This is a genomic window from Sediminibacterium sp., from assembly GCF_019264485.1.
Classification (GTDB): Bacteria; Bacteroidota; Bacteroidia; order Chitinophagales; family Chitinophagaceae; genus Sediminibacterium.
The window spans coordinates 648,300-670,959 of the sequence record NZ_JAHVAA010000014.1; the positions used below are offsets into that span (position 1 = coordinate 648,300).

Below are 22,660 nucleotides of genomic sequence, written 5' to 3' on the forward strand. Positions count from 1 at the left end.
TATTGACCATTCACCATTGACTATTCACCTTTCTCTTATAAATTTTGTTTCTTCAATTCAGTCACTGCATGGTCTGCTGCGCGGGCAGTAAAGGCCATATAGGTGAGTGATGGGTTTACACAGGCTCCTGATGTCATAAATGCGCCATCGGTAATGTATACATTGGGTGCATCCCAAACCTGGTTGAATTTATTAACAACCGAAGTCTTTGGATCATGTCCCATACGAGCCGTGCCCATTTCATGGATACCACGACCCAGAATGCCATTACCCTCATAACCATTTACATCTTTCACACCTGCATTGGTGAGTATTTCAATGGCGTCCTTCTGCATGTCTTTTCTCATTTTGATTTCGTTCTCTTTCAGTTCACAATCAAACGACAGTACTGGCAGCCCCCATTTATCTTTTACATTTTTATCGAGGGTTATTTTGTTGTTGTGGTCTGGTAATACTTCTCCAAAGCCCATCATACCAAAGGTCCAACCACCTGGTTCTGTAAGGGCATCTTTAAAGTCTGCTCCAATACTCAATTCAGCCACATCGCGTCCCCATCCCTGGCGTGAAGCACTTCCCTGATAACCAAAGCCACGCAAATAATCGCGCTTATCTCCATTGATATTCTGGAAACGTGGTACATAGATACCATTCGCCCTGCGACCGAAATAGTATTTGTCTTCATAACCTTCTACACGTCCGCCTGCACCTACGCCTAAATGGTGGTCCATCACATTATGTCCCAGCTCTCCGCTGCTGCTACCCAAACCATCGGGCCATACATCGGTTGCAGAATTCATCAGTATCCATGAAGTATTCAATGCAGAAGCATTCAGGAAAACGATCTTCGCATTGAAGGTGTATGTTTTATTGGTTTCGGCATCAATGATTTCTACACCTGTTGCACGCTTCTTATCCTTATCGTATAGAACCCTTGTTACAATAGACCATGGGCGCAGTGTAAGGTTACCTGTTTTCATGGCAGCCGGCAAGGTAGAAGATTGTGTGCTGAAATAAGCACCAAACGGACATCCCAGCCAGCATTTATTTCTGTACTGACAGTTGGTACGTCCTTCATGCTCCTGTGTAAGATTGGCTACACGACCAATGATCATTTGGCGCTGATTCTTATAATACTCCTTGATTCGCTTGGCCAGGTCTTTTTCCACACAGTTGAGTTCCATGGGCGGAAGAAAGTCGCTGTCGGGTAAATGTGGCAATCCTTCCTTGCTGCCACTGATACCTGCAAATCTTTCTACGTATGTGTACCATTTTTCAATGTCTTTGTAACGAACAGGCCAGTCAACAGCCACCCCGTCTTTTGCATTGGCTTCAAAATCCAGATCGCTCCAGCGATAGCTTTGTCTGCCCCACATCAGTGAACGACCTCCTACATGATAACCACGGAACCAGTCGAACCTTTTTACTTCCGTGTAAGGGCTTTCCTTTTCATTCACCCAGAAATCAAGGTTGGTTTCATTCAAAGGATAATCGCGTTTCAGTACCGGATAATCATTGATCATCTGTTGGGTTCTTCTGCCACGATGCGGGTAATCCCATGATTCCTTGTTGGCGTTAACATAGTCTTTAATGTGCTCAATGTTTCGCCCACGTTCAAGCAGGAGTACTTTAAGCCCCTTTTCGGTAAGCTCTTTGGCGGCCCAACCGCCACTGATTCCTGAGCCTACAACGATTGCGTCATAATTTTGATCGGCCATGGTCTGTTTGTTTATGAAGGTTTGTGGTTTGTATATCAGTCCATGGACCATAGTCGATGGACCATAGTTTATTTTTCTTCTTTCCATGGACTATGGACCATGGATAACCTCACTATTATCACACATCACATATCTGAATCGCTTTACGGAGCGAGCCTAATTTATCATTGCCTGTCGGAATAAACTCCTGTGCTACATATTGTTTAAATCCAGTTTCTACAATCGCTTTCATAATAGCCGGATAATACAGTTCCTGCGACTCATCTATTTCATGACGACCCGGAACACCTGCTGTATGATAATGCCCGAAATACTGGTGATCTTTTTTTATGGTTCTGATGATATCACCTTCATTGATCTGCATATGATAGATATCATACAACAGTTTGAAATTAGGAGAACCCAGTCTTTTACATAATTCAACACCCCAGGCAGAACTATCGCACATATAATCTTTATGATCAACCTTGCTGTTAAAAAGCTCCATCTGAATAACCACTCCTTTCTTTTCTGCCAGCGACATAATCTGTTTCAAGCCTTCCACACAGTTTTTTAAACCTGTTTCTTCATCCATACCATTCCTGTTACCACTGAAACAAATAAGATTGGTATAACCAGCTTTAGCCACCAGTTCAATGTGATCCGTATAATTTTTTATCAGGGTTGAATGGTACTGTGGGTCATTCCATCCCTTAACTAGACCAATCTCCGCACCATTACACATGGTAGAGATAAGGTTATGCTTTTTCAGAGTACCCCAGTCTTTGGGACCTACCAGATCAATACCTACCAGTCCCAATTCTTTTACAATGCTGCACAACTCATCCAGTGGAATATAATCGTAGCACCATCTGCAGACAGAGTGATTGATATTACCTTTTAATGGTTGCATGGATAAATCTTTGGATGATTCGGTTGATGTAAAAGAAGATATTGTTGTTCCGGTTGCCAATAAAGCAGAACCGGTAAGCAATTGTTTGATTGTTTTTCTTCTGTTAGAATCTGTTCCCATAGTAAGCCATTTCGCAGGTAATAAATGTAAGCATTAATGTTTAACCAATGTTTGCTGTCGGTGAATTTGCCTTGCTTTTATTCCGCATATAAATCAATAATCCGGCAAAAGCCACGGATAAAATTATAGGTATTACAAGCGTTGCATTTAATACTTCCGGGCCTGCCAGTTTTTTAGCTTCGCCCAATACATTCGCCATTTCTGTACCCGCCGCTGCATTGGAATAGTCGGCCAGGCTGGCACCTGCAGGAAGTTTGGCGGCCAGTAGATTATCATAATACCCGCTCATAAAAATCATATACACCGAAACGGCAAACATGCCTGCACCACCCATAAGGTTCAGCCCTACTGCACCTGTTTTAGGCAGGTTCTCCGATACAAAACCCAGCATAGTTGGCCAGAAATAGCAAACACCCATACCAAATACAATCGCCCCTACAAACAGCATATTTCCTGTGGTATGTCCCATAAGGTATAAACCTGCTGCCGATAAAACTGCGGAAATCAGCAAAACACCTACAGGAGAAAAGCGGTGTACAACAGGTTCTGCAAATGCGCGGCCCAATACCATGATACCGGTTTCTATGGTAAGTAAAAGAATGGCATTATCTGAAACATTTTTAAGCAGTACATCTATCCACTGCCCCGTAAAAAGCTCAGTGATAGCTGTACCAAACATGAGAATGATCATAAAAATAAACAGCGGGTTCAATAAAGATTTATACATCTCGGCTGTTGATACACCACTGGCAACCCTTTCTGTAACAGGGAAACTGAGTTTACTGAACAGGTAGCCATAAAGAATGGTAGGAATAAGCATCAACCCTACCTGTATCTGCCATCCGATACCTGCTTTATCCAGGAAATAAACAATCAGTGTACCAATTACAATACCACCGGGAAACCATAAATGGAAATGGTTGAGTTTGGTGGTTTTATTATCGGAGTAAATAGTAGCTACCAAAGGATTACAGGCTGCTTCTACTGTTCCGTTGGCAATACCAACACAGAGTGTTGATATGAAGAGTGTCCAGTAACCCCCTGCAAAAACGGTGAGTACAATACCTGCCAGGTGAAACAGGAATGCTACAATGAGCAGTCGTTTCATACCAATAATATCAACTACAAAACCTCCTATAACCACTGCCAGCGGGAAACCCCAGAAAGCGGTGGCAGCAATGGTGCCTAACTGAGCCGCATTTAATTCAAATTCTACACCAAGGCGACCAAGTATGCCTGCACGAATACCAAATGAAAGAGAAGTTACCAATAACGCCAGGCAGCTGGCAACAAATAATTGTTGACGTTGGGGAGTGGCTTGCATATCGTTTAAGTTGTTAGTTGAAATAAGCCATTAAATGTAATTTTATTTTCAAACAAAGAGTGAAAAAATTTTTACCGATTTGCGGGTTATTTCAGCGGTTTTTCCGCAAACGTTTGTGTTGATTTAACTATCTCAAAATGATAAAATTTCTCTGGCGTCTATTTTTTTAATAACCTTACATCCCTGAAACGATTTCAGTAATAACCTGAACCTATAAAATAAAATCACATGAACCGAAAACTCAGGATGGGAATGGTTGGTGGAGGTAAAGATGCATTCATCGGTGCCATTCATCGCCTGGCCGCCAATATGGATGGGTTGATAGAAGTATGCTGCGGCGCACTCAGTATTAACCCCGACATAGCAAAAGACTCAGGTCGTTCATTGTTTCTTCCCGAAGACAGGACTTACCTGAATTATGAAGAGATGATCAGCAAAGAGAGCCAGTTACCGGCAGATAAGCGTATGGATTTTGTAACAATTGTTACCCCCAATTTCGCACACTTTGCACCAGCCATGATGGCACTGGATCATGGTTTTCATGTGGTAATTGAAAAACCGATCGCTTTTACACTCGATGAAGCCAGACAGCTTCACCAGAAAGTACAGGAAACAGGTTTGATACTTTGTTTAACGCATACTTATTCCGGTTATCCAATGGTAAAACAAGCCCGTGCCATGGTAGCGGGTGGAGTGCTGGGCAAAATCCGAAAAGTATGGGTTGAATATCCGCAGGGATGGCTGAGCAAATTATCGGAAAGAGAAGGCAATGCTCAGGCCGCCTGGAGAACCGATCCTAAAAAGTCGGGTAAAGCAGGTGCTATGGGAGATATAGGTACACATGCTGCACATCTTGCAGAATATATAACCGGTGCAGAGATTACACATTTATGCGCCGATCTCAATGCATTGGTAGAAGGTCGTTTACTCGATGACGATGGTAACGTATTGCTCCGTATGAGCAATGGAGCACGTGGTGTACTGATGGCTTCGCAGGTAGCAGCCGGTGAAGAAAATGCTCTTAAAATTCGGGTGTATGGAGAAAAGGGCGGAATTGAATGGGCACAGCATGAACCCAATACCTTACTGGTAAAATGGCTCGATCAGCCCACACAGATTTTACGCGCCGGGGGTAATTATGGCGACAGGCTTAGTTCATTTGCCACACATAATTGCAGAACACCGGGTGGACATCCGGAAGGATACCTTGAAGCTTTTGCCAATATCTATCGCAATTTTGCTTTAACATTATCTGCCCGTATCGACGGTACTACAGCAACCGCAGAAATGCTCGACTTCCCCAATACCAATGATGGATTAAGAGGAATGGCATTTATTGACAATGTAGTAGCATCTGCCGCATCGGATGTAAAATGGACGGAATACAGGATATAATTAAAAATTCAAAAGCCAAAATTCAAAAACTAAAATACCCCCTCTGAATTTTGACTTTTGAATTTTGATTTTTTAATCTTTTACTCTCATTATTATGACCACCATCAAAGGTCCCGGTATTTTTCTTGCACAATTTCTGGGAGATACTGCCCCATTCAATTCTTTGGAGAGTATCTGTAAATGGGCTGCCTCATTGGGTTTTACGGGTGTGCAGATACCTACCTGGGATGCCCGTTGTATTGACCTGAAAAAAGCTGCCGAAAGTAAAACCTATGCCGACGAGTTGAAAGGTATAGTAGAAGCCGCAGGTTTACAGATCACCGAATTATCTACTCATTTACAGGGGCAACTGGTAGCTGTTCATCCTGCCTATGATGTAATGTTTGATGGTTTTGCGCCTGAAAATGTACGTGGTAATGCCAAAGCCAGAACCGAATGGGCCGTTCAGCAATTAAAATATGCCGCCAAAGCTTCTGCCAATCTTGGATTGGATGCACACGCTACTTTTAGTGGTGCCTTATTGTGGCACACAGTTTATCCATGGCCACAACGTCCGGCCGGACTCGTTGAAACAGGTTTTACAGAACTCGCCAACAGATGGAAGCCCATACTGGATGTATTTGATGAGAATGGTGTAGATCTTTGTTATGAAATACATCCCGGTGAAGACCTTCATGATGGTATCAGTTATGAAATGTTCCTGGAGAAAGTAAACAATCATCCGCGAGCCTGTTTGCTTTTCGATCCCTCACATTTTGTTTTACAGTGCCTGGATTATCTCAGTTATATTGACCATTACCATGAACGTATCCGTATGTTTCATGTAAAAGACGCAGAGTTTAATCCGAGCGGTAAACAGGGGGTGTATGGTGGGTATCAAAGCTGGATCAACCGTGCAGGACGTTTTCGTTCATTGGGTGATGGACAGGTAGATTTTGGTGCCATCTTCAGTAAACTGGCAGCATATAATTATAAAGGCTGGGCCGTAATGGAATGGGAATGTGCTATTAAACACCCTGAAACAGGTGCTGCAGAAGGTGCTCCCTTTATTAAAAAACACATTATTAAAGTAACCGACAAAGCTTTTGATGATTTCGCAGGAACAGGTTCTGATGAAAATTTCAATCGCCGTATTCTGGGAATCAATGAATAACTTAGCGTGAATGGTGAATGGTCAATTGCGGATCTATGACTACTCATTAACGATTCACCATTCACAAATAACCAAACCACAAAACCATAAACCGTGAAAAAGTACTTAGTATCCCTTTCCCTGCTGGCCCTGATGGCGGCATGCGGAGGTAACGAAGAGAAAAAAGACACCGCAGCCGCACCTGCTGTCACTGCTTCAGATGATTTAAGCAGTAATCCAGATTATGTAAAAGGATTGGAACTGATTGGCAAATCAGACTGTCTTACTTGTCACAAAGTAAGTGATAAACTCATCGGACCATCTTATAAAGAAGTGGCTGAGAAATATGAAAATACAGATGAAAATATAACCATGCTGGCTGGCAAAATTATCAAAGGCGGACAGGGTGTTTGGGGTGCTGTGCCTATGACTGGGCATCCCGGTATCACTGAAGATGATGCCAAAGCCATGGTAAAATATATTTTCCTCTTAAAGAAATAAATGATGTTCCAAAACTGGTTTATAACAGCCATTATCAGTGTGCTGGTATTGGGAAATACTACGACAGAAAAAAAAACAACATCCTCCTTGCGTAACACTCCACAAAAAAGAGGCTGGATTTCTCTGTTCGACGGTAAAACAGCTAAAGGCTGGACTACTTATGGCAAAGACACACTTGGCGGCTCCTGGAAAGTAGAAGACGGTACCCTTCACCTGGATGCATCAGACAAATCGGGGCGTGGTGATATTATTCATGAGCTGGAGCTGGAGAATTTTCACCTCAAACTAGACTGGAAGATTGCTAAAAATGGCAACAGTGGTATTATTTTCTGGGTACAGAATGATCCGGCGAAATATAAATATGTCTGGTATACCGGTCCGGAAATGCAGGTACTGGATAATGATGGTCATGCTGATGCAAAAATCAATAAACACCGTTCTGGTAACCTGTACGACTTGGTAGCCGGTAAAGAAGGTGTTACCAAACCAGTAGGAGAATGGAACACCGCCGAAATCATCAGCAATGCCGGTAAATTGGAGTTTAAGCTGAATGGCGAATCTATTCTCACCACTACTTATGGTGATGAACAATGGAACCAGATGATCGCCAACAGCAAATTTAAATCGATGCCTGCTTTTGGTAAAAATTTTAAAGGTCATATTGCCTTACAGGATCATGGTGATCATGTCTGGTATAGGAATATTGTGGTAAAGAAACTGTGAGAATAAGAAACAGAAAATCAGTAAATAAAACCGCTTCATTCAGAGGCGGTTTTTATTTTTCCTGCTATTCTTCATCTTTCAGTTTTTCAAATCTTCTGCCTACTTTAGCTCATGCCTCTTACAGATCCACGCATAGATGCTTATATCAGCAAAGCAGAGGTATTTGCAAAACCCATACTCCAGCATATACGCAAACTGGTGCATAAAGCCTGTCCGGATATTACTGAAACCATGAAATGGAGTTTCCCGCATTTTGAATACAAAGGTGTGGTTTGCAGTATGGCTTCTTTTAAACATCACTGTGCTTTTGGGTTTTGGAAAGCTTCTATAATGAAGGACCCTGATAAAATTCTGCAAACCAAAGACAGGGGTGCCATGGGGCATTTCGACAGGATTACCAGTATTAAAGATCTTCCTGCAGCTAAGATCATGATCGCTTATATAAAAGAAGCTGTTGCGCTGAATGAAGCAGGCATTAAACTACCCGCTAAACCAAAGGCAGATCCTAAAAAACTGGATATTCCTTCTTATATCACCAATGCGCTGAAGAAAAATAAAAGAGCAGCTACTACTTTTGAATCCTTCCCTTACTCACATAAAAAAGAATATGTTGAATGGATTACCGAAGCCAAAACCGAACCTACCCGTGAAAAGCGCATCGCTACCATGTTGCAATGGCTGGAGGAAGGAAAAGACAGGAACTGGAAATACAGATAGATGGCAGATGTCTGATCGCAGATGTAGGATTTTATGTTTGATTTGCTGATCTTTGATTTTTGATCTCTTTTTGAATTTTGGCTTTTGACTTTTGACTTTTGACCCCTATGCATCCCGAAACCCACGAATACTACATGCAACAGGCATTAAAAGAAGCACAACTGGCATTTGATGCAGATGAAGTGCCTGTAGGAGCTGTTGTAGTAATGAATAATAAGATTATTTCACGCGGACATAACCAGGTAGAATTATTGAACGACTCTACCGCACATGCAGAAATACTCGCCTTAACTTCTGCCTATAGTAGTATGGGTACCAAATACCTTCCCGATGCCACACTTTATGTAACCCTCGAACCCTGTTTAATGTGTTGTGGCGCCCTTTATTGGGGTAAAATTGGTTCTATTGTTTATGGTGCAGGTGATGAAAAGAATGGTTTCAGAAAACATATCAGGGAACAACAAAGCCCCTTTCATCCAAAGACAGCAATTATCAGTGGTATTTTACAAGATGAATGTGCCTGGCTGATGAAGAATTTTTTTCAGCAGAAACGCTGAAAAAAAGTTACAAGCCACAAGCTACAAGCTTTAAGAAATGAGTTATTTCAACTTGAAGCTTGAAACTTGTAGCTTGCTGCTTATGGCTTTCTTTCGAATTAAGAAACAATTCATCTTCATTCAAAAGAAGCACAGTAAATTTGTTGACTACACTTTAATCATATAAAAATATAGTTATGGCATTTACATTAGCAGCTTTACCCTATGCACACGATGCACTGGAACCGCATATCGATACTGCTACCATGCAGATTCATCATGGTAAGCACCATCAGGCCTATGTAGACAACCTCAATAAAGCCATTGCCGGAACAGAACATGAAGGCAAGAGTCTGGAACAACTGGTTGCTGTAGCAGGTTCTATCAGCCCTGCTGTACGAAATAATGGTGGGGGTCACTGGAACCATACATTTTTCTGGGAGAGTCTGGCACCTAATGCAGGCGGAGCTCCTACCGGTGCTTTGGCCGATGCTATCAACAGTGCTTTTGGTTCTTTTGATGTATTCAAAGAAAAATTTGCCAACGCCGGCATGACCCGCTTCGGAAGTGGCTGGGCATGGTTGATTGTGAAAGACGGCAAACTGGAAGTAAGTTCTACTCCCAATCAGGATAACCCTTTAATGGATGTAGCCGAAGTAAAAGGAACACCCATTTTAGGAGCCGATGTTTGGGAACATGCTTATTACCTCAAATACCAGAACCGTCGTGCCGATTACCTTGCAGCATTCTGGAATGTGGTGAACTGGAATAAAGTAGCGGAGCGTTTTGCAAAATAATTTTAGCCAAGAGCTTGTAGCTTCAAGCCACAGGCTTCAAGCTACAAGCATATTTCTTCTTGCAGCTTGATGCTTGCAGCTTGAAGTTTAATTTTATTTACTTTATTAACTACTACTTATGAAATCAATCATCTCCTGTTTAACTGCCATCCTGCTGCTCGCATCCTGCTCGTCAGATCAGAAAAGAGTGGTGATATTTAGCAAGGGCTCGGTTGACGTGAATACCGATACCAAAACCATTAAAGCAACTGATGGCGCCGGACATGAAGATAAAACAGTTGATTTTGTAGGGAAGAATGTGGAACTAACGCTCAATACCCCATCTGGTGAAGCCAAAGTTACACTTACCGAAAATGGATATTATATCGTGAATGTAAAAAACGATACCATCATCGGCAGCCAGGTTAATTATACCGATCCACAACTGAGTAATCAGGTAATTACACAGGAAGCTTTACGTTTCAAAATTGATTCATTACATAACCTGGTGAACAATAAAAATGTAAGCAAGGCCAATCGTAATTTTTATATCCTGCCCAATTCAACCGCACATATCACCGATAATTTCGAGGCCATCATTGTTGGACCTTTTCATAATATGCGTTCCGCAGAAAGCAAAGACGGTAAAGCTCCTGAAGTATACCGTTTCTACAGCATCAAAGAAATCCGCGAAACCATTGCCAGATTGGAGGGGATGACAGGAGGGAAGAAAACAGAAGAATAACAAACAGAGGAATGTCGAATGTCCAACTACTTCTTAATTGGACATTCGACATTCCTCTGTTTCTCCGTTTCTCTGTTTCTCAGGGCACCGGATCATAGCCATGTCCGCCGCCGGGTCTGCATTTGCTGATGCGTTTAATAGCCAGCCAGCCTCCTTTAAATAATCCATGCTTTTGTAAAGCTGTTACAGCATATTCAGAACAGGTAGGGGTAAACCTGCATTTTGGACCCATTGCTGGCGAGATCACGTATTGGTAAAAACGGATCAACAGAATGAAGGGGTAGCCGAGTATTTGTAGCAGGAATTTCATCAGTTGTGAATAGTGAGTAATGAGTTATTTTTCGGGGCTCAATTTTTTTTGAAGTTTTGCTATACAATCTTTCATTCTGTCTCTGATTATTTCAAAAGCCGGCATTTCTTTGTCGATGTATAAAAAGAAAACAGCTATCTGTTTTTGCTGGTCACTGAGTTGCTCGTGCAGGTTTTGTTTTTCGAGCCGATAGGCTTCTCTCAATAATCTTTTGATCCTGTTTCGATGCACGGCTTTTTTAAAATGCCGGGCACTTACCCCTACACCTGCTTTTACCCTTTCTGTTTGAGTAGCAGCTGTCTCCAGAAAAAATACTTTCAGCGGAAATACCGAAAAGGTTTTACCGGAACTGAAAATGGCTTCCAGTTGTGTTCTGCTTTTCAGCTTTTCCTTTTTGTTATAACTAAATGGTTTCATTGCCTGCCACTAAACTAAAAAAGTCCCGCCGTAAAGCGGGACTTTATATTTTTCTTCATTCTCCTCCGCCATCGAAGGCGGCTGAGATGGGAATGATTTATTTTAATCCTTTCTCGCTGGAAACAGTCAGTTTCTTGCGGCCTTTCGCTCTGCGGCTGGCCAATACTTTACGACCGTTGGCAGTTTGCATACGCTTACGAAATCCGTGAACAGATTTACGGCGGCGTTTATGCGGTTGAAATGTACGTTTCATAATTACGTTTTTTTAGCTAACCCAATAATCTTGTTTCATTTCATTACGGCAGTCACCATACTGCTGTCTGTGAAAGGACGGCAAAACTAAGGAAAAGCAATGAAAAATAGTGAAAAAAACCGTTTTGATTTTTTAAACCATTGATTATCAGTGCAAAAAAAGTTTATCTGGAAAGTTCTACATGTTCAGAAGCGACCGGTTCCCCAAAAAATATGCTCGCATGGCTATCAAAATCTGTTACTGAATCGGTTGTAAAAAAACGGCGTTCCCCTTTTTGTGTACAATGATTGGCAATATGTGGGTGTCGTTCCAGGTAATCTTTTAAACTACGGGCTACAATTTCGCCCTGAGATAATATGGTGGTTCCTGCCGGTGCAAATCTTTTTATTTTATTTATCAGTAGCGGATAATGTGTACACGCAAGCAACAGGGTATCAATATCAGCAGAGCGCTTAAACAACTGCTGAAGGTGTTGCTGGATAAAATAATCGGCCCCGGGTTTATCGTATTCATTGTTTTCAACCAGGGGTACCCACATAGGACATGCTTCCTGAAACACTTTAATGGAAGGAAAGAATCTGGCTATTTCTATGGGGTAGCTTTCGCTCACTACAGTACCTGTTGTACCTAAAATTCCTACCGATCCTGTTTTACTGTATTCCCCTATCACTTCAGTAGTGGGCCGTATAACACCCAATACTCTTTTATCCGGGTGCATCAAAGGCAGGTCGTTTTGCTGAATGGTTCTTAAGGCTTTTGCAGATGCCGTATTGCAGGCCAGTATAACCAGCTCGCAGCCCTGTGCAAAAAACCACTGTACGCATTGAAGGGTATACTGGTATACCGTATCAAATGAACGGGGGCCATAAGGCGCACGCGCATTATCACCTAAATAGAGATAATCGTATTGAGGTAATGTTTTTACCATTTCCTTCAACACTGTAAGACCTCCGTAACCGCTGTCAAAAACCCCGATGGGCTTTGTTTCTGTCATGTAACAAAGTTAAGGCATCTATTGTGAGGGTTTATCCGGTTCTGTTTGCAGTTATTCCAGCGGTGAGGTTTTATTTAGTTATGATGTGCGATGCCTGCAAACAAAAATCCCAGCCGTAAACAGCTGGGATTTTCCTGGTTGTATATCAATTATTTTATTGCTTGGGCTTTGGGGCCGGAGGTTTGGCACCTGTTGCTCCAGGTACAGTTCCACCAGCTGCTTTCCAGGCGTCTGTCCATTCCTTAGGCAGTTCCAGTTTCAATTTGATAGCTGTACGAATGGTCAGGTTATCAAGTATGCTTAAACTTGGATCTATATAAGGAGAAATAGCTTCTGCTTTTAATACAAGTGTGTACTTATTTTCGGCAACCACCTGTTGTAATGCTGCCACCATTTGCTGTCTGTAAGGCAACAACAAACGATCCATTTTATCCTGCTGCATTTCCTGGGCGTATTGCTGCCAGTTGGCTATTTTGTAGTATAACCTGTTTAATTCACCTACTGCCATTTCTCTTGCTTTGGCAGGCATGGTTGCAGAATCTTTTTTGAAAAGGCTGTCTCTGCGCTGGTATTCTACTACTGAATACTGGTATTCTACATTCAATGAATCTCTAACATAGGAATTCATCAGTGTATCAACTTTGTCGATACCGGGAAACAGGCTCAACAGGGTTTGCTCATCAAAATATCCGATCTTAACCTGAGATTGAGCATTGTTGGAGAACAGTAAGCTGGCCGCTACAGTCACACACACAAGTAATAATTTCTTCATTGTAGAGAGGGTTTGTGAAAATTTGGTTTTAGTTGTTCTTATTTAATCCCCAGTTCTTTCAGGATATCATCGCTTTTATCCAGTTTGGGGTCGGCAAATATAACGGTAATTCCTTCACTTTTATCGAGTACAAAGTCGTAGGAACGGGCCAGTGCCATTTTCTGAACGGCATTGTATACCCTGTCCTGAACCGGCTTTATCAGACGCTGGCGTTCCTTAAACAGGTCGCCTTCATATCCAAAACGTTTTTTCTGCAGGTCGCGGATCTCTTTTTCCCTTACAAACAATTCATCCTCCCTTTTCTTTCTCAGGTCTTCGGTAAGCATAAATTGCTCAGCCTCATAGTTCTTATACATTTTATCGAGCTGTACCTGTTTATCATCGATCTCTTTTTGCCATTGCTCGCCTACCTGCTGCAGTTTTTTATCAGCATCGCGATACTCCGGAATACGCTCCAGGATATATTTTGTATCGATGATGGCATAACGCTGTTGTGCTTGTGTTGCGAAGACCATACATACCAATACCAGTGCAATGAGTAAGGTTTTTTTCATAAACTTTTTTTTAGGGTTCAGGTTTATTCCGGTTCAAAGCCCAACATAAAGGTAAACCTTGCTGCATCTTTCATGGAACCGTTTGGTGAAAACCTATCCAATCCTATGCCATAATCAAATCCGAGCAGTCCAAACATAGGCAGGAAGAAGCGCATACCCAGTCCAACAGACCTCCGGAGCTTAAATGGATTATAATCTTTGATATTAAACCAACCGTTTGCAGCCTCATAGAATGCAAGCCCATAGATGGTACTGCTCGGATTCAGACTCAGGGGGTACCTGAGCTCCATGGTGTATTTGTTAAAAATTGTAAAATATTGTCTGGCAGTCTGCTGATCGGGGTTCACTTTGGGGTTTGAGTTATCATAAACAGGATAACCACGGTGTGCAATGATATCGTAACCCAGTAAAGCAAACTGGTTACTCAAGCCCGCATCACCTACCTGGAAACGCTCAAAAGGAGAAATCTGCAGTTTCTTATTGAACTTACCCAGGAAACCAAATTTGGCAGAGGCGCGCAGTACAAATTGTTTGTTCCTGTCTTCACCATGTGGTCTTCCCAACGGTACAAACCATTCGCCATTAAAGCGCCATTTATGATATTCTACCCAACGATAAGGATTGGCTGCAGTAGTAATATTCGGGTTGATGAGTGAATAAGGTGGAGTTACCGCCAGACTCAGCATAAAGTTTGAACCCGAACGCGGAAACAATGGCTGATCTACCGATGAACGCTGTAATGCTATCCTGAAATTGAAGTTGTGTACATTACCATTATCAAAGCCAGGCAGGTTAATTGGATCGATGGCATAATTGCTCAGTTTATACCGGGTAAAGTTTAAACCCATCGACAAAGAGAAAAAGTCATCAGGCCATTTCAATTGTTTGGCCAGGCTGATGGTTGCTCCGGTTGTAGATATAAAACTGGTATTTGCATAATTCGGATCAAAGAGACCGGTTCTTGGATCAAATGTTTGTCCGAAACGGGTATTATAAATACTGAAAGTAAGTGCATTTCTTTTCTTGCCACCTAACCAGGGTTCGGTAAAAGAGAAGTTATAAGAGCGGAATGCTTTACCATTGCTCTGTACACGCAAACTCAGTTTTTGTCCATCACCCATTGGCAATGGATCCCAGGCCGATTTCTTCCAGATATTTCTGATGGAGAAATTGTTGAACGATACACCCAGTGTTCCCGTTAAACCAATTACACCGCCCCAGCCTGCACTCAGTTCTAACTGATCGCTCGACTTTTCTTCCACGCTGTAATTAATATCCACGGTTCCGTCTTCGGGATTGGGGATGGGGTTAATACCAATTTTTTCCTGGTTGAAATAATTCAACTGCGCAATCTCACGCTGTGAGCGGATTAAATCACTCCGGCTGAATTTTTCACCCGGTATGGTTCTCAGTTCCCGACGAATTACGTGTTCCTTGGTTCTGTCGTTACCACTGATGCGGATATTTTTAATAGTAGCCTGCGGGCCTTCAATGATTCTGATTTCAAAATCGATGGTATCATTGTACACGGCTGTTTCTACAGGATCGGTACGGAAAAACAGGTAACCATCATCCTGGTAAATACCACTGATATCGCCCCCTTCAGGTGAAGCTGATTTTCCGAGTTTTTTATTGAGTACATCAAGGTTATAGATATCACCTTTTCTGATACCCATGATTGCTGTAAGAACTGAATCGGAATACTTGGTATTACCTCTCCAGGTGATGTTACCAAAGTAATAACGACGTCCTTCATTTACTTTCAGGTCGATATTCAGGTTGCCGGCTTTATTAAAATACACGGTATCTTTTTCAATCACCGCGTCACGATAACCAAGTGAGTTATAATAAGACAACAGACTCTCTTTGTCTTCACTGAATTTTATCTGATCGAATTTGGCAGATGACAATTTAAAACGTGCGTATGGATCAAGCACTTTTTTGGTCTTGCTGAGTGTAAGAAACCCTTTCTCCTTCCAGTATTGTTCAAAATCGTAACGCTGTACTGTTACAATCTGGCCGCTGTCGAAAGACGGGTTAAGTGTAAATCTCGACTTCTCTTTGGTGCCTTTGAATTGTTTTTTCAGCTTGGCAGCTTCCACCGTATTGCCACCAAAGTTTATATTATTGATCTTTACTTTAGTGCCTTTATTCACCACAAATTCGAGGATCAGTGTATTGTCGAAAGTAGTATCAGGTCTTTCATCAATTCTTACAGTAGCGTTCTGGTATCCTTTTTCGCCGTAGAATTTCTTGATGGCTTCAATCGCAGAAATTTTCATATTCTCCGTAATCACACGGTTACGTACCAGACCCGATTTACCGGTGAGGTCTTCCGATTCACCCTTACGCACACCTCTGAAAAGAAAATTAGATAATCGTGGCCTTTCGGTTACGGCTATTTCAATTTCAATTTCTTTATCTACCAGTTTGGTGATATAGATCTCTACATCGCTGAAATATTTCTGGTCCCATAATTTAGTAATGGCTTTCGAAAAAGCATCACCACCCGGAATACCAATTTCATCTCCTACATTAATATTGGCAATAGATATCAAGAGATTCTCATCAAAGAATTTATTTCCCGTTACCCTAATAGCTGCTACTTTATATTTTTTGGGTGTTCGCTGATTGAAAATATTCAGCAGCTCTGCATCTACGGAAGTGATGACCGTATCTTTTTTTGCTTCCTGTGCATAAGCAAAATTGCCTGCCAGAGATGATACTAACACCAACACTAAAAATTTGTACACTTTCTGCATCCGGATTCTGTTTTTCATCAACTGGCTGGTCTCTTATTCAGCAGTCTCTGCAATGGTTTTGGGTTATCTAAGCGGGGCAAATTAACGGGAATTATTAAAAGTCTTTGTTAAATCAACCACCTTATTTTACTATTGGAAAGGATTTAAGACTTTTATGAGGCCAATGTGGTTTCATTCTGTATCTGGTGGCCTGTTTTTCCAAACCTGCGCTCCCTCATCTGAAAGTCGAGAATAGCTTCGTATAAATGATCCTTTCTGAAATCGGGCCAGCGGGTATTGGTAAAATATAATTCTGCATACGCCAGCTGGTATAAAAGAAAATTACTGATCCTGTATTCACCGCTGGTACGTATCATGAGTTCCGGATCGGGAAACTGGCTGGTAGACAGGTATTGCTGCAACGTATCCTGGTTAATGGTTTCAGGGTCAACTTTTCCTGCTTTTACATCCAGTCCAATCTGTTTTACCGCATTCATCAGTTCCCAGCGGCTGCTATAACTCAATGCCATCACAAGGTTCAGGCCTGTATTAGCTGCTGTCATTTCAAGTGCTTCATTCAACTCTTTGCGGGCAAATTCGGGTAACATCTGCATATCGCCAATCACATGTAAACGTATATTGTTCTTATTGAGTGTTGGCACTTCTTTGCGGATGGTATCTACCAACAGGGCCATTAAACCTTCTACTTCCTGTACCGGGCGATCCCAGTTTTCGGTGCTGAATGCATACAGTGTGAGATAACCAATACCCAATTCGGCACAGCCTTCTACAATATTTCGTACACTCTCCACACCATGAAAATGGCCATATAATCTTTCCTGCCCCTTTTCTTCTGCCCAACGTCCATTACCATCCATAATGATGGCAATATGTTTAGGCAGACGATCTTTATCGATTTGTGCAATGAGTGATGACTCCATGGTCGTTCCCTACGGTATTAAGGCTGCGAAATTAACAAAATCAATGGGTTAGAGGGATTTAATTGACAGAAATATAGCCCCAAAGCCCTTTTTCAGCCTAAAATTAGCTTAACGGGTACTAACTGTGGGGCATTTATAAGATTGGAGACTAAACGACACCCCTACTTTAAAAGTGGCGAAAGCGTCTTTTTGTGGGCTATTACCCCGCTGACGCCCCTTGATACCGATGGAAGCCCCGGTTTCATAACTTCTGTCCTGCAACAGGAAGGCCGGTGAAGGTGAGCCATCGGGTAAAGGAGGAAAAGCATCGGGTGCATATAAACCGCTTACATCGTCGAGGTAGTCGGTATTGGTAAAACGGTAGGTAAGCTCTCCAAACAGGTTCATCTGTTCGTTAAGGGCATACTTAAAGCCTACTGTAAAGGGTATACTGATGGCAATAGGATTATAAGGTTTGAGATCGGGGTACAAAGAACTTCCCTGACCTTCTGTACCCAATGGGCGCAGTTGTATCTTTTCGCCATTCAGGTAAGCATAGGGATCATGAGAAAACACACCCACACCAATGCCTACATATGGCGTGTAATGGTAACCTTTGAATCCGGGTTGAAAACGAAAAAAATTGAAATCACCAGCCACAGACAGCTCCCACACGTTACTGTTAAAACTCAGGTTACGTCTGCGTTGTGCGGCATTATCGCTGTAGATATCTGAATAACCCAGCATGGCATAATCGGCCGACACACGCACACCGATATAATTACTGATCTGTTTACGGAAAAACAAGCCGGCAGCAATTTTGGGACGGTTTACCTTTATATTCGGATTCAGGTCACCAAAATAATGAGCGGCACCAACGGATACACCTACTTCACCCTGGTGAACAAAGCTCTCCATCAGTTGTGCGTTTGCTTCTTGCAAACCCAGGAATAATGCTGCGGTAACGATTGCTTTTTTAAACATAGAATCTATCGGGTGCTTACATCCCTGTAAAATAGCACCAAAAAATGTTACTATAAAAGTTAATTTCTCTCTATTTCAATGAAAGATATCACTACAAACAGCCGGCCAAATCACCGTTACCAGTCAAAATCTTTAAAAATATCTTTCTTTCACAGGAACAGATAAATAAATAATGGGCAGCGTTGCCTGAATTCTATCCTATTTTGGGCTGTGAGCTATGAGCCTTGTGTGTGTCTTGGGGTTACAGACAAATTTTAGCAACTATTCTTCACCCATCAACCCACAGCTCGTGGCTCAAGGCTCGTTGCTTTTTTAAATCTTCCCCTGACAATAATTAGTTTCTCTTATCCAGCCCCCAGGTAAGTTTGCTGCGCAGGGTAGAAAGAAAACTATTTTCATTGAGCCGTACCAGGTTTACGGCGAATTTTTCTCTGCGTACTGCCAGTTGTACTGTTTTATCTACTATTTCTCTTCTCGCATCGAGGGCACAGATAAACTGGTCAGCCCTGCCTTCCACTTCAAAAGAAATAACGTTATTATCGGGTACAATAATGGGACGTACGTTCAGGTTATGCGGTGCCACCGGTGTAATTACAAAGCTCGCCGACTCCGGAAAGAGTATCGGACCATTACAACTCAGGTTATACCCGCTGGAACCCGTTGGGGTAGAAACAATCAATCCATCGGCCCAGTAACTGTTCAGGAACTCACCATTCAGGTAAGTATGAATTTTAATCATGGGTGAGATATCCCTTTTATGAATAGCAAACTCATTCAGTGCAAAAGGTGCATCTCCAAAAAGGGGTTGATTCGAATCGAGATGAATAAGGGTTCGTTTATCTACTACAAAAGTGCGGTTGATGAGTGCATCAACGGCACTGCTCAGTTCTTCCGGACTAATACTCGCCAGAAAACCCAGCCTGCCGAAGTTGATACCAAGTATAGGAATACCGGTATCTCGTACAAGCGTTACCGCATCGAGTATGGTACCATCGCCACCGAGACTTATCAGACAGTCGATCTCACCATTCAGGTCATCGGAGCTGTAAAACGGAGTCATTTTTTCCGCCTTCTGCAAAGGAATATGCATGGTGGCGATCAAGGGCTGATAAATATATATCTGGGTTTCGTATCGTTCCAGTTCATCGAGCAATACCAGTAATGGATTGCCCATATCGGCATCGAGTCCACGGCTATAAATAGCAATTTTCATATTGGTTCATTTAAACTGTGGTTTATCTCCCCTGTCATCATTCACATTTCATAACAAACCGCTTAAACAGGATACCTGTTTTAAAAATCGTTCCTGCTCTGTAAATATAAGCCATTGCGGCCCAGTTGGTTAAAGCTGTATTCAATTTTAAACACAAAATCATAGATCGAAACAATATCGAGTCCAAGTCCCCAGGTGCGTAAAAGTTTATTGTTCAGTGTGTTTGATGATATTGGATTACTGTTATAACCATAGCCCAGATCGCCATAGGCTTTCAGGAAGAAACGGATGGGTATTTTATCATGTGTTTTACTCGGAAACGGATTACGCAGAATAAATCCGAATATTTTTTTATGTACACTCGTTTTTAAAATCCCGGCAGCCACTCCGTCTACTACATTGTATTCCAGCCCACGCATCTGGTTAAAACCATAACCAATCAGTCGCTGATTAAAATAGACATTATTAAAAGGCAGTTTTAAAATGCCCAATCCTTCCAGGTGTAAAAAACTATTTTTTGAAATAGGTTTTGCATATACGGCTCTGGCACTGGTAAGCCAGAGGTTGGTGTTTTTGGTAGTGCCCCTTTTATACAAACTTGCTTCTAACTGAAACCCTTTGGTTGGATATGGTATATAATCAACATTATAATATTTATACTGGTAATTAAAGTCTACATACTGAAACCTTGTTACCCCACCCGGAAAATAAAGCGGATTAAGTTTTAGAATGGTATCGGCTACCTCTTCATTGTTATAGGCCACCCTGAAATAATGCCTGTTTCGAACATCGGGGCGATAAGAATAGGTAAGATCTACGCGGGTAAATTTTCTTACGATATAATCCTGCCGGCTAAACAACTGTTTATTATTGCCGGTAGCATAATTCAGTTCTTTTTGTGTAGCGCGGATAACACCTACATTTAAGCCCTGTTTTAATTTTCTGTCTATAAAAGGTCTGTCGTACCTGACAGTAAACTGCTGCGTATATCCATTAATAAACCAGATATCGAGGTTGTCGTTTCGTCCACTCACATTATTCTGAATAAACTTCAGTCCATAGTTTACCCGTTCAAGACTTCTTTTCTGCTCCACCCACCACTGGTTAAAATTACGGTCTACCAGTCTGAAATAAGGCAGGGGGAAAAAATACCATCGTTCTTTTACATCTATATTAATCAGTACTACATTCCCTTTTTTGGCAGCCACATATACATTTACATCTACAAAGAGTAGCGTATTCATTACCTGTTGTTTGGCCAGTTCCAATAATTTATCCAGATTGCCCGCTGGTATGCGGTCTCCTTTTTTAAAAGGCGTTTCGCGGAGAATAATGTATTCTTTGGTTTTTTTATTGCCATTCACTTTCACTTCACCAATCAGTTGAAAGATACTTTTTGAGGCAACCAGTTCCGAGAGGCTTCTTCCGGTTATGAGAGAATCCTGATCCTGTGCCAATAGTGAACCGGTCAGTAATATCCAGCAAAAAAAGAAAAATAGCCTCATGCGCATCCCCGGTTATTTCGATCAGAATTTGTAAAAATAGGGGAATCGCTTCTGAATTGTGCCCGGGTTGCTTTGTTTAACAGCCTTCTGCTACACAAAAGGTTGATCAATTGCTGGAGCCGGCTGTGAAAACCATTTGGGTCCGCTTTCTGTCATGTATACACAGTCTTCATGCCTCACACCAAATTCACCAACAATCGAAATATTAGGTTCAATACTAAAACACATACCTGCCTGCAAGCGTAACTTGTTTCCTTTTACCATATTACCCCACTCATGGCCATCCATACCAATACCATGGCCTGTGCGGTGTGGCAAACCGGGCAACTGGTAGCCGGGGCCGAAACCGGCATCAGTAATTACTTTACGCGCTGCCGCATCAACATTTTCACAAGCTGTTCCAATCTGTGCGGCTTTATAACCTGCGGTTTGTGCCGCTTTTTCCAGGTTCCATATTTCCTGCTGGCGTGCAGTGGGTGCAGCACCAAATACAATGGTGCGACTGATATCGGATGAATACCCCTCTACCCTGCAACCGCAGTCCATCAACACAATATCTCCTTTCTTAAGTTGCTGCGGCTGGGTACTTCCGTGCGGAAATGCCGATGCTTCTGCAAAATTTACCATGGCAAAATCGCTGCTGCCACCAAACCTGTTCTGAGCCGTTGTAACAATATCAGAAAATTCTTTGGGCGACATCCCTTCGTGTAAACTGCTGATACCAATTTTCATCGCGGCTATGGTAATATCTGTTGCTTTCTGCATTAATGCAATTTCTGCGGGCGATTTAATGAGTCTGCAGGGAATAGTAACAGGATCGCCACTTACAAAACTGAATTGTGGTGCCAGTTTACGTACGCCATCCATGATAAAAAAGCGGATCGATTCTTCCACCGCCAATGCCCCTCCTGTAATACCCACAGCCTGCAGGGATTGAACGATTAACTGGTATGGACTTTCATCTTCCTGCCATGCATATACCTGTTTACCAATTTTTATCAGTTCGCGTAAACGGTTTTCTTCAAAACCGGGGCATATATAAAATACTTCGCCTGCCGCAGGAATAACAGCTACCATGGTTCTTTCGCTTCTGCCCCAGCGGATACCGGTATAATACACCATGGCGGTTCCTGCATCGAGTATCAACGCCTTCATATTGTTTTCAGTGAGCAACTGTTGCGCTTTTTTAATCCTGGCCCCTCGTTCTTCCGATGTAATAGGCTGAATATCTTTTGTCATAGGTTGCAGCGCTGCCAATATGTTAGCAGGATCCTTACTGTCTGACGCTTTTGTTGAACAGGCATTTAGCCCAATGACTGCGCCGGTACCGGCAGTTACTACAGACAGGTTGATAAAAGCTCTTCTTTTCATAATAGTGTATTAGGAAAAATCAAGTTAGCAGAAGAGCAGTAATACTGTGC

General features: G+C 42.1%; 23 protein-coding genes. 8 read left to right on the forward strand and 15 right to left on the reverse strand.

Annotation, left to right across the window (positions count from 1 at the left end; genetic code table 11):
- Nucleotides 1-35: 35 nt before the first annotated feature.
- The 3 genes from KXJ59_RS14405 to KXJ59_RS14415 form a co-directional block, all read right to left on the reverse strand.
- Nucleotides 36-1,715: a GMC family oxidoreductase gene (locus KXJ59_RS14405; RefSeq protein WP_295206104.1), complete on the reverse strand. Its 1,680-nt coding sequence runs from the start codon at nucleotides 1,713-1,715 to the stop codon at nucleotides 36-38.
- 118 nt (nucleotides 1,716-1,833) lie between these two features.
- Entirely contained in the window at nucleotides 1,834-2,727 is an 894-nt protein-coding gene (locus KXJ59_RS14410; protein ID WP_295206107.1) for a TIM barrel protein, read from the reverse strand.
- A gap of 40 nt (nucleotides 2,728-2,767) precedes the next feature.
- Nucleotides 2,768-4,051 carry an MFS transporter gene (locus KXJ59_RS14415; protein WP_295206110.1) on the reverse strand — a complete coding sequence of 428 codons (1,284 nt, stop codon included), beginning with the start codon at nucleotides 4,049-4,051 and terminating at the stop codon, nucleotides 2,768-2,770.
- A gap of 228 nt (nucleotides 4,052-4,279) precedes the next feature.
- Here KXJ59_RS14415 and KXJ59_RS14420 point away from each other — a divergent pair, with 228 nt between their 5' ends.
- The 8 genes from KXJ59_RS14420 (at nucleotide 4,280) to KXJ59_RS14455 (ending at nucleotide 10,576) form a co-directional block, all read left to right on the forward strand.
- Complete coding sequence (locus tag KXJ59_RS14420; protein WP_295206112.1) at nucleotides 4,280-5,446, forward strand: Gfo/Idh/MocA family oxidoreductase; 1,167 nt, start codon at nucleotides 4,280-4,282, stop codon at nucleotides 5,444-5,446.
- 94 nt (nucleotides 5,447-5,540) lie between these two features.
- A complete protein-coding gene (locus KXJ59_RS14425; RefSeq protein WP_295206114.1) occupies nucleotides 5,541-6,599 on the forward strand; it encodes a sugar phosphate isomerase/epimerase in 1,059 nt (352 codons plus the stop codon).
- Nucleotides 6,600-6,692: 93 nt separating this feature from the next.
- Nucleotides 6,693-7,079, forward strand: coding sequence for a c-type cytochrome (locus KXJ59_RS14430; protein ID WP_295206117.1), 387 nt, complete (start codon nucleotides 6,693-6,695; stop codon nucleotides 7,077-7,079).
- Complete coding sequence (locus KXJ59_RS14435; RefSeq protein ID WP_295206120.1) at nucleotides 7,080-7,802, forward strand: DUF1080 domain-containing protein; 723 nt, start codon at nucleotides 7,080-7,082, stop codon at nucleotides 7,800-7,802.
- Between the two features lie 111 nt (nucleotides 7,803-7,913).
- A complete protein-coding gene (locus KXJ59_RS14440) occupies nucleotides 7,914-8,519 on the forward strand; it encodes a YdeI/OmpD-associated family protein (RefSeq protein ID WP_295206123.1) in 606 nt (201 codons plus the stop codon).
- A gap of 107 nt (nucleotides 8,520-8,626) precedes the next feature.
- Nucleotides 8,627-9,076 carry a nucleoside deaminase gene (locus KXJ59_RS14445; RefSeq protein WP_295206126.1) on the forward strand — a complete coding sequence of 150 codons (450 nt, stop codon included), beginning with the start codon at nucleotides 8,627-8,629 and terminating at the stop codon, nucleotides 9,074-9,076.
- Nucleotides 9,077-9,252: 176 nt separating this feature from the next.
- Complete coding sequence (locus tag KXJ59_RS14450; RefSeq protein WP_295206129.1) at nucleotides 9,253-9,852, forward strand: superoxide dismutase; 600 nt, start codon at nucleotides 9,253-9,255, stop codon at nucleotides 9,850-9,852.
- A 118-nt stretch (nucleotides 9,853-9,970) separates the two neighbouring features.
- The gene (locus KXJ59_RS14455; RefSeq protein WP_295206132.1) at nucleotides 9,971-10,576 is read left to right on the forward strand and encodes a hypothetical protein; all 606 of its coding nucleotides are present in this window, start codon (nucleotides 9,971-9,973) and stop codon (nucleotides 10,574-10,576) included.
- A gap of 79 nt (nucleotides 10,577-10,655) precedes the next feature.
- Here KXJ59_RS14455 and yidD read toward each other — a convergent pair whose 3' ends face one another.
- From yidD to KXJ59_RS14515, 12 genes are all read right to left on the reverse strand, one after another.
- Nucleotides 10,656-10,886 carry a membrane protein insertion efficiency factor YidD gene (gene yidD / locus KXJ59_RS14460; protein WP_295206135.1) on the reverse strand — a complete coding sequence of 77 codons (231 nt, stop codon included), beginning with the start codon at nucleotides 10,884-10,886 and terminating at the stop codon, nucleotides 10,656-10,658.
- A 24-nt stretch (nucleotides 10,887-10,910) separates the two neighbouring features.
- Complete coding sequence (rnpA, locus tag KXJ59_RS14465) at nucleotides 10,911-11,303, reverse strand: ribonuclease P protein component (protein ID WP_295206138.1); 393 nt, start codon at nucleotides 11,301-11,303, stop codon at nucleotides 10,911-10,913.
- 97 nt (nucleotides 11,304-11,400) lie between these two features.
- Entirely contained in the window at nucleotides 11,401-11,556 is a 156-nt protein-coding gene (rpmH, locus tag KXJ59_RS14470; protein WP_026774417.1) for a 50S ribosomal protein L34, read from the reverse strand.
- Between the two features lie 163 nt (nucleotides 11,557-11,719).
- Nucleotides 11,720-12,550: a glutamate racemase gene (murI, locus tag KXJ59_RS14475; protein ID WP_295206140.1), complete on the reverse strand. Its 831-nt coding sequence runs from the start codon at nucleotides 12,548-12,550 to the stop codon at nucleotides 11,720-11,722.
- Between the two features lie 154 nt (nucleotides 12,551-12,704).
- Nucleotides 12,705-13,322: an OmpH family outer membrane protein gene (locus KXJ59_RS14480; protein ID WP_295206143.1), complete on the reverse strand. Its 618-nt coding sequence runs from the start codon at nucleotides 13,320-13,322 to the stop codon at nucleotides 12,705-12,707.
- A 38-nt stretch (nucleotides 13,323-13,360) separates the two neighbouring features.
- Entirely contained in the window at nucleotides 13,361-13,876 is a 516-nt protein-coding gene (locus tag KXJ59_RS14485) for an OmpH family outer membrane protein (RefSeq protein WP_295206146.1), read from the reverse strand.
- Between the two features lie 23 nt (nucleotides 13,877-13,899).
- Nucleotides 13,900-16,638 (reverse strand): POTRA domain-containing protein, encoded by a 2,739-nt coding sequence (locus tag KXJ59_RS14490; RefSeq protein WP_295206149.1) that lies wholly within the window; start codon nucleotides 16,636-16,638, stop codon nucleotides 13,900-13,902.
- A gap of 152 nt (nucleotides 16,639-16,790) precedes the next feature.
- A complete protein-coding gene (locus KXJ59_RS14495; RefSeq protein ID WP_295206152.1) occupies nucleotides 16,791-17,558 on the reverse strand; it encodes an isoprenyl transferase in 768 nt (255 codons plus the stop codon).
- 108 nt (nucleotides 17,559-17,666) lie between these two features.
- The gene (locus KXJ59_RS14500; RefSeq protein ID WP_295206155.1) at nucleotides 17,667-18,521 is read right to left on the reverse strand and encodes a DUF6089 family protein; all 855 of its coding nucleotides are present in this window, start codon (nucleotides 18,519-18,521) and stop codon (nucleotides 17,667-17,669) included.
- A 334-nt stretch (nucleotides 18,522-18,855) separates the two neighbouring features.
- Nucleotides 18,856-19,734, reverse strand: coding sequence for an NAD kinase (locus tag KXJ59_RS14505; protein WP_295206158.1), 879 nt, complete (start codon nucleotides 19,732-19,734; stop codon nucleotides 18,856-18,858).
- Nucleotides 19,735-19,814: 80 nt separating this feature from the next.
- Complete coding sequence (locus KXJ59_RS14510) at nucleotides 19,815-21,245, reverse strand: POTRA domain-containing protein (protein ID WP_295206161.1); 1,431 nt, start codon at nucleotides 21,243-21,245, stop codon at nucleotides 19,815-19,817.
- 84 nt (nucleotides 21,246-21,329) lie between these two features.
- Entirely contained in the window at nucleotides 21,330-22,610 is a 1,281-nt protein-coding gene (locus KXJ59_RS14515; RefSeq protein ID WP_295206164.1) for a Xaa-Pro peptidase family protein, read from the reverse strand.
- Nucleotides 22,611-22,660 lie beyond the last annotated feature (50 nt).

Bases quoted from the DNA above. Each gene is read 5' to 3' on its own strand.
- KXJ59_RS14480 (WP_295206143.1), bottom strand. From the start codon at position 13,322: ATGAAGAAATTATTACTTGTGTGTGTGACTGTAGCGGCCAGCTTACTG.
- KXJ59_RS14435 (WP_295206120.1), top strand. From the start codon at position 7,080: ATGATGTTCCAAAACTGGTTTATAACAGCCATTATCAGTGTGCTGGTA.
- KXJ59_RS14415 (WP_295206110.1), bottom strand. From the start codon at position 4,051: ATGCAAGCCACTCCCCAACGTCAACAATTATTTGTTGCCAGCTGCCTG.
- KXJ59_RS14455 (WP_295206132.1), top strand. From the start codon at position 9,971: ATGAAATCAATCATCTCCTGTTTAACTGCCATCCTGCTGCTCGCATCC.
- rpmH (WP_026774417.1), bottom strand. From the start codon at position 11,556: ATGAAACGTACATTTCAACCGCATAAACGCCGCCGTAAATCTGTTCAC.
- KXJ59_RS14425 (WP_295206114.1), top strand. From the start codon at position 5,541: ATGACCACCATCAAAGGTCCCGGTATTTTTCTTGCACAATTTCTGGGA.
- KXJ59_RS14485 (WP_295206146.1), bottom strand. From the start codon at position 13,876: ATGAAAAAAACCTTACTCATTGCACTGGTATTGGTATGTATGGTCTTC.
- KXJ59_RS14445 (WP_295206126.1), top strand. From the start codon at position 8,627: ATGCATCCCGAAACCCACGAATACTACATGCAACAGGCATTAAAAGAA.
- KXJ59_RS14510 (WP_295206161.1), bottom strand. From the start codon at position 21,245: ATGCGCATGAGGCTATTTTTCTTTTTTTGCTGGATATTACTGACCGGT.
- murI (WP_295206140.1), bottom strand. From the start codon at position 12,550: ATGACAGAAACAAAGCCCATCGGGGTTTTTGACAGCGGTTACGGAGGT.
- yidD (WP_295206135.1), bottom strand. From the start codon at position 10,886: ATGAAATTCCTGCTACAAATACTCGGCTACCCCTTCATTCTGTTGATC.
- KXJ59_RS14405 (WP_295206104.1), bottom strand. From the start codon at position 1,715: ATGGCCGATCAAAATTATGACGCAATCGTTGTAGGCTCAGGAATCAGT.
- KXJ59_RS14490 (WP_295206149.1), bottom strand. From the start codon at position 16,638: ATGCAGAAAGTGTACAAATTTTTAGTGTTGGTGTTAGTATCATCTCTG.
- KXJ59_RS14410 (WP_295206107.1), bottom strand. From the start codon at position 2,727: ATGGGAACAGATTCTAACAGAAGAAAAACAATCAAACAATTGCTTACC.
- rnpA (WP_295206138.1), bottom strand. From the start codon at position 11,303: ATGAAACCATTTAGTTATAACAAAAAGGAAAAGCTGAAAAGCAGAACA.
- KXJ59_RS14515 (WP_295206164.1), bottom strand. From the start codon at position 22,610: ATGAAAAGAAGAGCTTTTATCAACCTGTCTGTAGTAACTGCCGGTACC.
- KXJ59_RS14450 (WP_295206129.1), top strand. From the start codon at position 9,253: ATGGCATTTACATTAGCAGCTTTACCCTATGCACACGATGCACTGGAA.
- KXJ59_RS14495 (WP_295206152.1), bottom strand. From the start codon at position 17,558: ATGGAGTCATCACTCATTGCACAAATCGATAAAGATCGTCTGCCTAAA.
- KXJ59_RS14500 (WP_295206155.1), bottom strand. From the start codon at position 18,521: ATGTTTAAAAAAGCAATCGTTACCGCAGCATTATTCCTGGGTTTGCAA.
- KXJ59_RS14505 (WP_295206158.1), bottom strand. From the start codon at position 19,734: ATGAAAATTGCTATTTATAGCCGTGGACTCGATGCCGATATGGGCAAT.
- KXJ59_RS14440 (WP_295206123.1), top strand. From the start codon at position 7,914: ATGCCTCTTACAGATCCACGCATAGATGCTTATATCAGCAAAGCAGAG.
- KXJ59_RS14420 (WP_295206112.1), top strand. From the start codon at position 4,280: ATGAACCGAAAACTCAGGATGGGAATGGTTGGTGGAGGTAAAGATGCA.